The sequence below is a fragment of the Paenibacillus albidus genome (assembly GCF_014644435.1).
Taxonomy (GTDB): Bacteria; Bacillota; Bacilli; order Paenibacillales; family Paenibacillaceae; genus Paenibacillus_AQ; species Paenibacillus_AQ albidus.
This window is the reverse complement of record NZ_BMKR01000029.1, coordinates 54,637-68,687: the sequence shown is the minus strand read 5'-3', so window position 1 is coordinate 68,687 and position 14,051 is coordinate 54,637. Positions and strand designations below refer to the sequence as shown.

16 protein-coding genes are annotated in these 14,051 nt (G+C 47.4%); 2 read left to right on the top strand and 14 right to left on the bottom strand.

Annotated features, from left to right (window positions below):
• Positions 1–255: 255 nt before the first annotated feature.
• From IEY53_RS25230 to IEY53_RS25215, 4 genes are all read right to left on the bottom strand, one after another.
• Positions 256–966 (bottom strand): metallophosphoesterase family protein, encoded by a 711-nt coding sequence (locus IEY53_RS25230; protein WP_189029911.1) that lies wholly within the window; start codon positions 964–966, stop codon positions 256–258.
• A complete protein-coding gene (locus IEY53_RS25225) occupies positions 963–1,220 on the bottom strand; it encodes a hypothetical protein (protein ID WP_189029909.1) in 258 nt (85 codons plus the stop codon). The genes IEY53_RS25230 and IEY53_RS25225 overlap by 4 nt, the downstream gene beginning before the upstream one ends.
• A gap of 534 nt (positions 1,221–1,754) precedes the next feature.
• Positions 1,755–3,080 carry a HAMP domain-containing sensor histidine kinase gene (locus tag IEY53_RS25220; protein WP_189029907.1) on the bottom strand — a complete coding sequence of 442 codons (1,326 nt, stop codon included), beginning with the start codon at positions 3,078–3,080 and terminating at the stop codon, positions 1,755–1,757.
• 7 nt (positions 3,081–3,087) lie between these two features.
• Positions 3,088–3,780 carry a response regulator transcription factor gene (locus tag IEY53_RS25215; protein WP_189029905.1) on the bottom strand — a complete coding sequence of 231 codons (693 nt, stop codon included), beginning with the start codon at positions 3,778–3,780 and terminating at the stop codon, positions 3,088–3,090.
• Between the two features lie 159 nt (positions 3,781–3,939).
• On the opposite strand from IEY53_RS25215, the gene IEY53_RS25210 reads away from it, so the two are divergent.
• Together IEY53_RS25210 and IEY53_RS25205 are read left to right on the top strand one after the other, a co-directional pair.
• The gene (locus IEY53_RS25210) at positions 3,940–4,683 is read left to right on the top strand and encodes a TVP38/TMEM64 family protein (protein WP_189029903.1); all 744 of its coding nucleotides are present in this window, start codon (positions 3,940–3,942) and stop codon (positions 4,681–4,683) included.
• 33 nt (positions 4,684–4,716) lie between these two features.
• Complete coding sequence (locus IEY53_RS25205; RefSeq protein WP_189029901.1) at positions 4,717–5,265, top strand: GNAT family N-acetyltransferase; 549 nt, start codon at positions 4,717–4,719, stop codon at positions 5,263–5,265.
• Positions 5,266–5,793: 528 nt separating this feature from the next.
• Here the strand turns inward: IEY53_RS25205 and IEY53_RS25200 are convergent.
• Genes IEY53_RS25200 through IEY53_RS25155 form a run of 10 tightly spaced genes read right to left on the bottom strand, consistent with a single transcriptional unit; the run spans position 5,794 to position 13,926 of the window.
• Positions 5,794–6,759, bottom strand: a complete 966-nt coding sequence (locus IEY53_RS25200; protein ID WP_189029899.1) for an NAD(P)H-dependent flavin oxidoreductase — start codon at positions 6,757–6,759, stop codon at positions 5,794–5,796.
• A 40-nt stretch (positions 6,760–6,799) separates the two neighbouring features.
• On the bottom strand, positions 6,800–7,546 hold the full coding sequence (locus IEY53_RS25195; protein ID WP_189029898.1) for an energy-coupling factor transporter transmembrane component T family protein: 747 nt from the start codon (positions 7,544–7,546) through the stop codon (positions 6,800–6,802).
• Positions 7,536–8,429, bottom strand: coding sequence for an ATP-binding cassette domain-containing protein (locus tag IEY53_RS25190; RefSeq protein WP_229696346.1), 894 nt, complete (start codon positions 8,427–8,429; stop codon positions 7,536–7,538). The genes IEY53_RS25195 and IEY53_RS25190 overlap by 11 nt, the downstream gene beginning before the upstream one ends.
• On the bottom strand, positions 8,381–9,181 hold the full coding sequence (locus IEY53_RS25185) for an energy-coupling factor transporter ATPase (RefSeq protein ID WP_189029897.1): 801 nt from the start codon (positions 9,179–9,181) through the stop codon (positions 8,381–8,383). Before IEY53_RS25185 ends, IEY53_RS25190 begins: the two co-directional genes overlap by 49 nt.
• Before the next feature lie 28 nt (positions 9,182–9,209).
• Positions 9,210–10,004, bottom strand: coding sequence for an SDR family NAD(P)-dependent oxidoreductase (locus IEY53_RS25180; protein WP_189029896.1), 795 nt, complete (start codon positions 10,002–10,004; stop codon positions 9,210–9,212).
• Positions 10,001–10,354 (bottom strand): MaoC family dehydratase, encoded by a 354-nt coding sequence (locus IEY53_RS25175; RefSeq protein WP_189029895.1) that lies wholly within the window; start codon positions 10,352–10,354, stop codon positions 10,001–10,003. The genes IEY53_RS25180 and IEY53_RS25175 overlap by 4 nt, the downstream gene beginning before the upstream one ends.
• Entirely contained in the window at positions 10,351–10,731 is a 381-nt protein-coding gene (locus tag IEY53_RS25170) for an FAS1-like dehydratase domain-containing protein (protein WP_189029894.1), read from the bottom strand. Before IEY53_RS25170 ends, IEY53_RS25175 begins: the two co-directional genes overlap by 4 nt.
• Positions 10,728–11,879: a thiolase family protein gene (locus tag IEY53_RS25165; RefSeq protein ID WP_189029893.1), complete on the bottom strand. Its 1,152-nt coding sequence runs from the start codon at positions 11,877–11,879 to the stop codon at positions 10,728–10,730. The genes IEY53_RS25170 and IEY53_RS25165 overlap by 4 nt, the downstream gene beginning before the upstream one ends.
• Positions 11,876–13,366, bottom strand: coding sequence for a class I adenylate-forming enzyme family protein (locus tag IEY53_RS25160; RefSeq protein WP_189029892.1), 1,491 nt, complete (start codon positions 13,364–13,366; stop codon positions 11,876–11,878). Before IEY53_RS25160 ends, IEY53_RS25165 begins: the two co-directional genes overlap by 4 nt.
• 8 nt (positions 13,367–13,374) lie before the next feature.
• Positions 13,375–13,926 carry a biotin transporter BioY gene (locus IEY53_RS25155; RefSeq protein WP_189029891.1) on the bottom strand — a complete coding sequence of 184 codons (552 nt, stop codon included), beginning with the start codon at positions 13,924–13,926 and terminating at the stop codon, positions 13,375–13,377.
• Positions 13,927–14,051 lie beyond the last annotated feature (125 nt).

The following is a 14,051-nucleotide window of genomic DNA, read 5'->3' as shown; positions in this document are numbered from 1 at the left end:
CGGATATGATCCGCAGCCTCTGCAGGATCATATCCGCAACTTCACAACCTCTATTATGAAAGATACGTTTCCCATGCCATAGTGTAAAAAAATGAAGCAATCATAAAAATGTAAACTGAGGCGCAAAATGAGCAGGAATTATCGCCTTGCAAGCTGTAAATCGCAACCTGCCGGTGTACAATAAATGAGAAAGGACGTATCCCGACATCAAATCGTGGATACGTCCCTATTGTTGTTGCCTGCTCTCCCGCCTGCTTACCCGAAAAAGAAGTACGCAACCTTCATCTCTTCTTCTTTCAACAGCAACTTTTGTGCCGCTTCGAGCAAAGGCGTGCGGTCATAGACAAGACTTTTCATCGCTATTTTGCCATCGGTAATCGTGAAATAGTGCGCTTCTTTCGACGGATCGTCGCGACGGCGGTAGGACACGCTTCCCGGATTCAGCCACAAACTGTCGTCACTCAAATAATGAATGCATCTGCGATGTGTATGTCCGAAAATAATGCGGCGATCTTCTTCGGCCCCAATTGTCCTGCCGTTGCGTTCCGCCCAGAAAGCATCGTACTTGGGCAAGCTATCAATCGTCAAATAGTTTTCGTACAGATGCTGCATTGTATAGCTATAGCCATCCATCTCGAATGTGCGGTAGACCGGTATGCTTTCGAGGAAGGAAATTTCCGCTTCGCCGAGCAGCCTTGCATTGTAATGCGCCCACTTGATCTCATCCTCCGCCACATCGTGACCGCTATTGCCGTTTCGGTACAGGTCGATAATAATGTCGTCATGGTTGCCGCGAACACAATTCGCATCGTTCTTATGCACCCATTCGATAACTTCCCGCGGGAAAGGCCCGTAGTCTACAAGATCTCCCGCGCAATAAATCACGTCACAGTCGGATTCTGCCTTGCGGATCGATTCCAGCGTTTTGACGTTGCTGTGAATATCCGAAATAATTAAAGCTTTCATAATCGATTCAACTCCCTAAGATTCATGAAATGGTCCCGCACCACCCGCACCTCAATGATTCCCGCGGCAGACGCCAAGGATACAGCCTGCCTTTCCCAGTCGGGGGTGTCTGCGCTGTCCGCAAACCACTGCGGCGCAGCGATGCCGTCTACAACATTGGCCGGGACATAATTGGTGAATTCCCTGTTCAATTGGTTCACCCCCGGCAAATGCGGAATGCTGTCTCCCGAAGACAGCAGCAAACACTCCGACATTTCGAATTTAAGTGTTCTCCCATTTGTCGAGCGGCACTCTCCCTCCTTTATATAAAAAGATGGAACCTTGATAAATCGTCAAAAGCTAAAATCGCCCTCAAATATTCCAACTTCTTATATACAATTTTTGGAATGGACATCAAATCTTAAAAAAGTCACTCATATGATCGGTATGTTTGGAATGTTCTCAAAACAAAAGCATCAACAACATGATCTTTTTCATTAGGAGAAATAAACAAAACGACATCCGACCTTAGATGTTAGCAAGATTTCATCCGAAAGTGAAACAAGCTGATGCGATGAGGGGCCGGCTACAGCGTGGAATTTCGTGCTCGTTGATGCTGTACTAGCATCATGTGTTAGAGTACCTTTTTAGATACACGCCTAAACGGCAGAGAGGGTACAACGTCCTTCTCCTCAACTCGGGAAAAAGAACTGATTCTTAACACAAAAAAACCGCTTTTTAGCACTTTGGTGGCATATGTTCTTGTCCTGCGACAAGTTAGGTGCTCGAAGTGAACTATATTGGATTCATTAACCAAAATTCTGTAATTTATTTAAAATGACCGGTAGCGTAACCTGAAGTGAAAAGGTATCTTTTCGTTGCGATACGGTCAACGTCCCGTTGTGCTGCTGAATTATTTTCTGACAACTAACGAGCCCAATTTTGTTACTATCTTCCGTTTTGCCCACACGTAAAATCTTATTCTCTAACCCAAGATAGACCCATTGTTGCTTCAAGGAAATCTGGATATGAACGGGATGCGCCGGATCAGCGTACTTTCGAATATTTGAAAATATGTTATCGAACACACGACGTATGGCGACCAGATTGATTTCCAGCAAAAATTTCTCATGATTTGCATCTGCCTGAACCTGAACATCTAAATTGTCCAAAACCACCAGTTGCTCATCAATGAGTTGATCGATAAGCGCGCTGCCCTCATAAATTTCAAATTCCACATCCTCTTCTTCAGCGGCAGAGGATACCGTAAAATATTCGAATAGTTTGTCCGACAGCGCTTTGATTTGATAGGCCTTCTCCCGGCTATTATGAATATACTGCAGCAGATCCTCATGCGTCTTATACTTGTTAAGCTCTATGATGTCCATATAGCCCAATAGAATCGTAAGTGGAGTGCGCAAATCGTGGGAAATTGCCGTGATCAATTCGCGATTGGCCATCCTCACCCTCTCCTCGCTGCCGAGTCGCTCAACAAATGATTTCCTCATCTCATCAATACTCTGGGCCAAAGATGATAGTTCATCCTTTCCCGATATCGTAATTGAATAATCCAAATTTCCACCTTCAAGTATTTTGATCTCTTGTTCAAGCACGCCAATATAAGATGTTTTCTTATTAATTATTAGTAGAAAGGAAACAATAAATATAACGGCTGCTATGAAAACACCAATAATCAGAATGAGATTGTAGTATTGATACTCATAAAAGCCTACCAAGTAGATCTGGGCATCCTGATCCGCAAAATTGATGGTGGTGATGGGTATTTTCGAAGGCACGAATTGAGTTAAAAGCTCTTCATTAATAGCAGGATCAATCTCTGTGTTTGAGGAAAAAATCAATTTGTCTTTTGCAAAAATATACAGATTCAAGTATCGCTCATGACTTATCCATGCAGACAATTGCTCGTGATCACGGGTGGACACGTTCTGGCTATTCACGAACCCTTCGAATCGTTTAAGCGCATCTTGCTGCCTATTTTCCACAAAAGCGGATTTGCTTAAATAACTATCTAGTATAGTCTCGCCAACCACTTGTAAAATGACGAAAACACTTATAGAAATGACCAAAGAAATTACAACTGCCAGAACCAGTTTAATCTTCAGCTTTTTTCCCATTAGTAATCTATTCAATTTTGTACCCCTTCCCCCAAACGGTCTTCACATATTTAGGGTTCTGTGGATCATCTTCCAGTTTGCTTCTCAAATTACGAATATGAACCATGACCGTGTTATTACAGGTATAAAAGTAGGGTTGCCCCCAAACACTCTCATATATGTTTTCAGCCGAAAACACCTTACGTCGTTTCTTAGCCAACAGCAGCAAGATCTGGTATTCAATTTCAGTTAAAGCGATTTCCTTCGCCCCAACAAACACGGTTTTTGCATCCTGGTGAACCGTAAGATCCTTAACGATAATTTGGTCCGTTTCTTCCGTCTTCTCCTTGCCCCGATAAACATAATACCTCCGCAGTAAAGCCTTCACTCTCGAAACGAGCTCTGTATAGGAAAAAGGCTTGGACAAAAAGTCATCACTGCCTGAGGAGAAGGCCAATTGTTTGTCAGAATCCTGCGATTTCGCGGTAAGGAACAGGATCGGTGCGCTTGTTTTTTCACGAATCTCCAAACACGCCTTCAGTCCTGATTTATTGGGCATCATCATATCCAAAATAATGAGATCCGTCTCTTCATTCACTTTATCAATCGCATCTTGACCATCTATTGCTTCAATCACTTCATAATTCTCGCTCTCTAACAAAATTCTTACAATTTCACGAATTTCACTGTTATCGTCAGCAATTAAGATTTGCTTGTTCATCTGATCCCTCCGTCTAACGTCAGTATAATATGCGCTATTAGCAACTACCAGCAAATACAGTCGACTTAAGAATTCTTCAGAAGTTATGTAGGTAACTCTTAATGAATCCATTTTATACTACAAATATGTAGAGGTCATTACACAAAGGAGTCGTCAGCTATGCCACAACCTTCGAAAAAAGCAGTGATAAACATACTATTAGGTCTGACAATCATATTGTCCATTGGTTTACTAGTCTATTATTCTCCTACCCTTATTAAAATTATGTCGTCCATGGACAATTTCAGAGCGTATATTCATTCAACAGGTCATTGGGGTCCGGTCATGTTTATTTTATTCCAGATTCTTCAGATCGTAGTTGCACCTATTCCAGGAGAAGTGGTACAGATTGCAGGCGGTTATACCTACGGGGTTACACTTGGGTCCTTGTATACTACAATAGGCTTGATATTAGGCTCAGCGTTTGCTTTTTATTTCACTCGTTTTATCGGCCGCGCTTATATTTCACAGCTAATGCAAAAGAAAAAGTATAAATGGATGTCGTTTATTCATGATGAGAAGAAGTTCTCTGCCTTTTTATTTATCTTTTTCGTGATTCCCGGCTTGCCGAAAGACCTGCTCGTATTTGTTGCCGCTCTTACATCCATGAGTTCGTTAAGATTCTTCACGATACTTATAGTTGGTCGTCTGCCGTGGATCATCGCATCTGCCGCTTTGGGGTCCACGATTCATATGCAGCAATACAGCATAGCGATTATCATATCCGTTATCGCTGTTATTGGTTTCGTGCTCGGATATATCTATAAAGATAAAATGATGAATTGGTTCTCCAATGTGGAGAAAACGAAAGGGACAAGTCCTTCTGCCAAACCCAAGGTAAACCCCAGCTTTAGCAAAAAGTAGAGTTTGGGTAACAAAAAAAGGAGAATATTACTCATGCAAACACTTGAAACGAACCGATTGATATTAAGAAATTTTGTCACAACTGACGCACCAGAATTATTCGAGTACACCGCCAATCCGAGAGTGAACTGCTTTCTGGATCATAAAGTCTCGACATTGGAGGACGCTGTAAAAGAGATTGAGAAACGCAGCACTGGAGACGAGTATATCGCGGTCTGTCTGAAAGAGAGCAACGAGCTTATTGGAGAGCTGTTCAATATGAAGGAAGAACCGGATACCTATAGTATCGGGTGGAATTTTAATGCCAGATATGAAGGGAAAGGCTACGCAAGTGAGAGCGCGAACGCCTTCGTGGAGTATCTCTATATGCAACAAGAAGCCCGAAGACTGTACGCCTATGTCGAGGATGATAACTTCCGGTCACAGAAGCTGTGTGAGAAATTAGGCATGCGCCAGGAAGGCCTATTCAAAGAGTTTATTTCCTTTACCAAACATGAAGACGGAACTCCTAAATACGAAAATACGTTTCAATATGCATTACTGAAAAAAGAATGGCTCGCGCAACGGGGAGATCAGAAATGATCATTTGATCACATTGAACAACAACTTGGGACCATTCCATAAAACGGCGACCTATCCTCTGATTGAACTCCGGGAAAAGGTCGCCGAATTTTATATCTAGGCTTCATTTCCTACTAGGGTTATCGTTCGCTCTTCCTAGACCTAATATTCTCCATTATCCAAAACGCAACTTATCAGCATAGAAAGAGTATTCATCTGGATCGGACTCAGAACCCTGCGACAGATAAAGTTGATCATTCACATATCTAGGGTAAACATGGAGATGATAATGCCACACGTCTTGATTGCCAGCAGGCTCATTATGTTGCCGCCATAACATTCATATGCATTTTCTTATGTGAAAAATGATGCTTTCATCTATATAATTCCAGACATCCCATATATTTTCCGGTCAGCTATTAGACGCAGGCATCTTCTGTTCGTTGCGTTATTCTGCCCGTTCGCTTAATGAATTAACGAGGAAAAGAATCGATTAGTTATATGTCTAATCGGTAATCGGACCATGTTCTTGTCCTCTTACACCAAATTTCAGTTCAGGTTACCCCATTTGCATCTTATATTCTCCGCCTCTTGAACCATTCGTTCGATTAAGCCAGAGACGGTTGGAACATCTTTAATCAAACCAGCGACTTGTCCTGCCCATCCGAATCCTTCTTCCATGGAGCCATCATATATCAGGCGTTTATTGGCTTTCCCGCTGATTTCGTTTTTAATCGCTTCATGCCCTGGCGTGGCATGCTCGCTTTTCAAAATCTTCTCAGTCAAAGGGCTCCAGAGCGCTCTGGCAGGCTGGCCTATGGAACGTTTGAGTACAACGGTATCTGTGGATCTCGCCTTGAGCAGCGCATTCTTATAGACGATCGAAGCGTTCCTGCACTCCTGGGTCGCGATAAACCGCGTTCCCATCTCGATTCCTTCAGCACCAAGAGCGTGGGTAGCCATCCAGCCGCGACCGTCCCCAATTCCTCCCGAAGCGATGACAGGTATTCGAACCGCATCGACTACTTCTGGAACAAGCACGATAGTTCCTACCTCGTCACGGCCTACGTGGCCCCCTCCCTCATGTCCGACAACAATGACCGCAGAAGCACCGAGTTGCTCTGCTTTTTGCGCTTGTGCCCGGGACGAGACCAGCACCAGGGTATGAATCGGCGTAGAACTCAGCATCTCCAATATAGGTGCTGGATTACCACCTGTAATCGTAACGGCAGGTATTTCCTCTTCCATGGCGGCCTGAACCATCTGTATGTGGTCATTGCGATGCATGCCAATGGAAAAGTTAACACCAAAAGGTTTATCGGTTAACGCTCGCGCACGCCTCAATTCCCTCCTCAAAGCTTGTGCATCCGGAAGGCTCATCGCTGTAATTTGGCCGAAACCGCCGGCATTAGAAACCGCAGCAGCAAGTTCGGCGTAAGCCAGATAAGCTAGTCCGCCTTGAAGGATTGGATATTGGATTTTGAGCATCTCAGTTATTCTGGTACTCCAATTCATAGGTAATCCTCCGATAAGGTGATCAAGTTCGATAACTACGCTATAGGTAAAGGATCAGTAGAATAAATGCAAGAATTAATCCGCCAGCTACATAATCAATCCGCGAAAATCTCAGCACCCTATATGAAGTGCGGCCCTTTCCGTTCCCGTAAGCCCTTGCATCAATCGTCATAGCCAGTTGCTCCGCCCGCTGAATTGTCGTTATGAGTAGCGGAACAACTAACAACAAATAAGCAAATACCTGTCTATGACCTTTAGCAGACTTGATGTCATACCCTCTGGCCTTTTGTGCCAGAATAATGCGATCCAGCTCCTGGGTAATCGTTGGGATGAAGCGGATTGCAATCATAAGCATCAGTGCAAGAGCTTCTACCGGAACCCCCCAATTAGATAGCGGCTTAAACAGTTGTTCCAGACCTTTTGCAAGATCCAGCGGTTTTGTTGTCAATGTTAGGACCGAAGCAAGCGAAACAAGCAATAGAATACGCCAGACAACGAAGACTCCGCTCTCTATCCCTTCTTGGGTTACTAAGAGATGATATACAAATGTAAAGGTTAAAATGAGAAGAATCGGCTTTATTCCTCTAAAAAACTTACGAACTGGAACTCTGGACAACAGCAATTGTCCTCCCACCAGGACAGTCGCCGCAACATATCCGCCAAATGTTTTGAGTATAAGACAGCAAAGCGTGAAGGCAAGAACGCTTAACAGTTTGGTTCGGGGGTCAAGCCGGTGGACAATCGAGCCTGAATTTATATACTGACCCCATATGATATTATCCGTCATTTTGGAGACCTCTTGACTGCCAGACCGACCTCACCAGTTGCATAATATCTTCTTCCCTGCAGCTGGCAGGCTCAAGAATCCGTCCGGAAATCGCCTCAATCAATCTTAAGAGCTGTATAGGCTCCGGCAAAGGCAGTCCGGCTTGCTCCATGAACGCTATATGCTTCAGAAACAGTTCGTTCACATCCAAATGTACCAATAAACGCCCCTTTTTAAAGATCATAACCTCGTCCGAATATTCGGCAACATCCTCTAACTGATGAGAGATGAAAAGCACTGTCCGGTTCTTCTCCCCCTGCCATGCTTTGAGCTGCTTCAGCAGCGCTGTCCTGCTTATGGGATCAAGCCCGGCAGTCGGCTCATCCAGAATAAGCAGCTCAGGTTCTGCAATCAGCACGGAAGCGATAGCGATCAGACGCTTAAGTCCCCCGCTAAGCTGGAACGGGTTCTCCTGGAGAAGATCTCCGGAGAGTCCCATCTGTCCCATAACCATCATGATGGCTTCCTCCAGCCTTTCTGGTGACTCTCCCTTCACTTTGGGAGCAAAGGTCAGTTCTTTATAAACCGTCGTTTCAAAAATCTGGTGCTCCGGAAACTGAAACACATAACCGATTTGCGGAACGACCTTCATATTTCCTTTACTGTCCCTCGGCAGAGGTTGCTGATTATGCGTATATTCGCCTTTAAAGAAAGGAATCAACCCTTTAATCACTTTAGCGAAGGTGGACTTTCCGGCTCCGGCTTGGCCAATGATCGAAATCCATTTCCCCTCCTTAAGGGTACAGCTTACCGATTGCAGAATTTCTTCGCCGTTTATCCTTACACTTACGTCATTTAACTCATAGACCATAAGCTGGTGATCGTCTCCTTCCAGTCCGCGCACAAAGGGGCGTTTAACCCAAGCGCTTGATGCAGTCTTACCGCAAAAGGAAGAGCAAGCTGATGTTCGGCAATGGATACGTTGCTGAACAAGGCGGACGGCGTTCCGTCGAAAGCCATTTCTCCATTGCTTAGAAGCAGAACGCGATCGGATGACAAAATCTCTTCCATATGGTGTGTGATATGAATGATAGTCATGCCTTGCCGGTGTAGGGCATGCATCACATCAAGGATGTCTCTTCTCCCCTGCGGATCGAGCATGGAGGTCGCTTCATCCACTATCAGAATAGAAGGGTCCATCGCCACAACGGCCGCAAACGCGACCCGCTGTTTCTGACCACCTGACAATTGATGCGGCATCGCTTCCACATAATCTTCCATATGAACGGCTTTAAGAGCCTCATTCACCCGATGGGCCATTTCATCTCTGGGTACACGCAAATTCTCCAACCCGAAGACGACTTCATCCAGAACAGATGTCGTGATGAATTGATCATCAGGATTTTGAAAAACCAATCCGACCAGCTCACGAATCCTCCCGAGATCTTCATGTTTCAGGGTATTCAAATGATCCAGCTTTACCTGTCCTTCTCTTGGCTGCAGCAGCCCGTTCATTAACTTGGCGAGCGTGGACTTTCCGCTTCCGTTCCCTCCAATGATGGAAATGAATTTTCCTTGGTGAATTTCGAAGCTTAGTTGACGGAGAACGGGATGCCCCCGCCGGTAATGATAATCGACTTGATCAAAAACAAGCATCTGCCTTATGCTCCTTCCGTTGCTTCCATTATTCAAAAAAATCTTCCAGCCCGGAAGTAACAGGAGCAGAGGGTTGTGGTTTCTGCCAGTGTGTAATCTGCTTTCCGTTAATGCCGAACACTTTACCCGTCAGCTCAGGGTCCTCTTGATTCAGAAGCACACGAACGAACCGGGCCACATCATCAGCTTCTCCCAAGTTCCATACCTCGGGGAGAGGCTCATTACGTTTTGCGTATTTTTCTTTCAGATGTTGAATAACCGGACGGGTCATGTCGGTTACGGCGGCGGGAGCAACGCCATTGACCCTAATCCGTTTGGGTTTCAGTTCATCGGCAAGCGTCCACAGCATCCCGAGAAGTCCGGCTTTGGCAGCGCTATAATTGACTTGCCCCACCGATCCGGCGAGCCCCGCGGTTGAGGTCATCAACACAATATCGCCTCCGTGCCGACTCAGATGAGATAAAGCCCGCTGGATGCAGTAGAAGGCCCCATTCAAATGAACATCCAAAACGGCCTGCCACTCCAGATCCGTCATGAACTCGCATTTACGGTCCTTAATGATGCCAGCGTTATGAATTAAAATCTCCAAGGACCCCATCTTGCCGATAACTTCGTCCATCATCGCCGTAACCGCAGCGGGATCGGCTACATTGGCACAGAATCCCTCCGCCGAGCCGCCTGTCCGGCGAATGTCCTCTACCACTTGTCTAACATTCTCGCCGCGCAAACCATTAACGGCTACCTGATAACCGCAGCGCCCCAGCTCTATAGCAATACTGCGCCCAATCCCCCTGCTTGCCCCGGTAATCAATACCGTCTTCATGTATCAGCGATCCCCTCTACAACGTTAAAAGAACCTTTAGCGATGATTTCTCCGTGATCCGACATTACCGTTACCTGGATTTGGTTATGATTCCAAGCGTTATACCGAAAGCATACGGCCATGCCTTGTACGCACGGTTTTTCAAACCTCATATTCATGGATTGAATCCAATGAGAACGATGTTCTTTCATATATAGAGACTGCGCCAGCCCCATTATGTACATTCCATGTGCTATGGGGGCTTCAAAACCCGCTTTTCTTGCAGCTGCGGCTTCCAGATGAATGGCTGCCTCATCCTTGGTGACAGAGGCATAATGCCGGATGTCCGCCTCAGAGATCTCGATTATCATTTCATTTCACCTATCCCGATCAAGACGGTTTCTGCTACAGCTATGGGGTTACCCTGGTGATAACAGACAAGGGAATGGGTATATAAATTCAGCACACCCTGCCTGCCGTTTTTTTGCTCCACCTTAACCAAGGAAAGCTCGCAAGCCAGGTTCATGCCGGCCATTAGAGGCGCATGATAATAAAACTGCTGCGCTCCGTGAATCATTGTCGCCTCCTTATGAAGCCAAGGGGCATCTTCTATTTTCCAGAAGGTTACCGGCATGGTTGAAGGAGCAATGGCTGCTCCCCCTATTCTCTGTAAGGGTGAATTTATGCTGTTTGCATACTGCACAATACTGTCCGTCGTGAGCTGAACCTGAAACCGGATCATATTCATAAGGCCGCCTCTACCAGAACGGCCAGCCCCATTCCGCCGCCGATGCCAAGCGTTGCCAGCCCTCTTTGGTAGGGGTTTTGCAGCATTTCCGAATATAGGCGCGTCATAAGGATCGCACCGGATGCTCCATAGGGATGGCCCAGAGCCAATGCCCCACCGCCAGGATTGACCTTATCCAGTGGAAGATGAAGCTCACGCAGCGAGGCCAATACCTGGGAGGCAAAAGCCTCATTAAATTCAACGATATCCAAATCGTCTATATTCAGCCGCTGACGGCTAAGCAGTTTTCGAACCGCCGGGACCGGCCCGATTCCCAGATAACGGGGTTCAACTCCGGCAGCTTGCGAGTCAACAAAACGGAGGATGGGGGTTAGGTTAAGCAGTTCGCACTTTTCACGCGACATCATGAGCACCAGAGCGGCGCCATCGTTAATGGGACAAGCATTACCGGCTGTAACGGTGCCATTATCCGAAAAAATAGGCGGCAGGCTGCGCAGCTTCTTCAAACTTGTATCCGGTCTCGGACATTCATCATCTGTGATCCGGAATCCGTTTACTTGAAGCGGTGCAAGTTCCGTTGCATATCTGCCTGTACGTTGAGCGCGGACCGCCTTTTGATGGCTCTCAAGCGCATACAGATCTTGCGCCTCCCGAGAAATACCGTATTTGCGCGCCACATTCTCTGCAGCAAGCCCCATGTCCGGATCTCCGAAAGCAATGGGTGTGAACGGTGCGCGTGTATATATCGTTGGCGTGCCCATCAGCGTGTCGGGTCTGAACATTTTCCAAGGAGCCCGGCTTGCGCTTTCGACTCCGCCTGCCAGGAATATCTCTCCGGCTCCGCTCTGGATGAAGCGGGCCGCCATGATGATGGCTTCAAGTCCTGAACCACATTGACGGTCGATCGTGACTCCCGGAACCGTAACAGGCAGTCCTGCTTCAAGCACAGACTTACGGGCAATATTCCCGCCCGGACCCACTACGTTGCCGATGATGACATCATCGATCCATTCCGGAGGCAACTGTGCTTCTGTAACCAGGAGACGAATCAGCGGCGCGAGCAGCTTCTCCGGTTCGAGCGTACTTAACTGTCCGCCGATTTTGCCGACAGGTGTACGCCTGGCCATGACCAGAACAGCCTCTTTCATATCATCTCTTCTCTCACATCGTGTTTCATTAATTGGCGCGCTATTTTCCCGGAGCTTGTATAAATGAATCGTTCTACAGCAATAAGCTGCTTAGGCATCTTGTAGCTTGCAAGATAGGGGCGGCAGTAATTCCTGACTTCATCCAGACTGAGTCGCTGTTCTCCGTTCCATTGAATCAGCGCCGTTACTTGCTCCCCCCACCGATCATCCGGTTTGCCGAATACCATGACTCCCCGAATAGCCGGAATGCGGAGCAGTACAGCCTCCACTTCTTCGGGGAACACCTTGAGTCCCCCGCTTTTGATCATGTTGCTGGCGCGGCCAGCCAAGTGTAAATGCATGTCTTGATCAAGGAGCGTGTAATCCCCAGTACGCAGCCAGCCATCGCGAATAACGCTTTCCGTCTCTTCAGTCAGCTGGTGATACCCGGCGAACATCATTTCGCTTCGGATGTACAGCTCACCGACCGTACCCGGAGGAACCTCACGGAACTGCTCGTCGCGGATGGAAATGTGCACGCCGTCGAACGGTTTGCCCAAGGAATCCGGCTGCTCCTCCCCGGTTACCTCAAGATAGCTGATGTAGCTGGCCTCCGATGATCCGTAAGACTCATAGAGCTTCGTGTCCTTGAACAACTCGCGGCACCTTTGTTTCGAGGACTCGGGCCACTTGCCGCCAGAGCTGATCACCGCCTGCATGGATATCTGAGCGGTGCTTGAAGCCGCCAGATGAAGCAAAGTGTCGATCATCGCGGGCACAACGAACAGGATCATATCCGGTTCGCGGGAGCAGAGGTTCAGTATGCTCTCAGCATTGAATTCCTGAAGCAGATGAAAAGTCGCCGTACTATACAGGGATTGCATCATGGCGAACAGCGACAGGGAATGCACGAATGGTCCAGGCGCAAGTACATGCTTTATATGGTTCAGCCTGAACGCCTTCTCCGTCGCCTCGCAGCTTCTTAACCACGACAGATGAGTCCTCATGTACCCCTTAGGGAAGCCGGTTGTGCCTGACGTATACCCGATGAACAGCAGTTCGGGGTTCTCCTCTGCCATGGCATCCGGCTCGAAGCCAGCCAGCCAAGAGCAATAGCTGCCGGCTTGCTGATCCTCGCCGAAGTATAGCTGCGGAATTTCTTGATAACGTTCTGCGAGATCAGCCGCAAAACGCCCTTCACAAGCGATCAGCCCGGGCTCGCACTGCCGGATCACCTTATCCATTTCACCCAGAGGCCATTTGGGGTCCAGCAGCACGGGAACGCATCCCGCGTAGATGGTGCCGAGAACAAACTCGGCGAATTCCATGCGGTTTTCGGACAGGACAGCGATGTTTCGTTTCGTATGTCCGCCTTGTCGCAATCCATTAGAAACCTGCTGAACCAACCTCATGAGCTGAGCGTATGTGCGTTCTTCCCGGCCGTCCGAGATCGCGATACGGTGAGGGTCTGCCTGTCCGCGTTCTAAAATGTGCTGTACCAGGTTCATGGGTATCCTCACCCCTGGACTTTTTCTTCAATAGGACTGATTGCTTTAAGCTGCATCGTTATGACGGCTGCAATAACGGCTTTGATGATGTCTCCCGGAAGAAAGGCCAGCGCACCGGCAAGTCCGGCCCAGACCGACGTATTCGTAATCAGTGCCATGATGGGAGCGCCAATCAGATTCACCAGCATTACGCCAAAGATCAGATTGCCGGCTAACAGCTTCCAAGTTTGGAGCTTCGGCCAGATTTTTTCGGAATACCAGCCGATGAGGCCGGCGGCGATCGGCCAGCTGAATATGTATCCTGCAGACGGTCCAACGAGCACCGCCAGTCCGCCTCTTCCGCCGGTCAGCACCGGCAGGCCAATCGCTATGAGAATGATGAAAATAACTAGACTGAGGGCGCCCATCCGTCTACCCAGAAAACATCCGGCGAGCATGACGCCTAGCGTCTGGGCAGTGATCGGAACGGGGATAAAACCGAGGGGCAAGGGCGGAATCAAGCCGAGCACCGCGATGAGAGCTGAGAATAATGCGGCATAAACAAGTTCTTTTGTTTTCAAAAGAATGACCTCCATGGGATAAGATAAATGTAGTGCTCTGGTTAAAGAATACGGCCAGTAAGCTGAATTATAATGGAGGCAGCTTATATTGTAAACCAAAATAATATTAATGGTTTACAATAAAG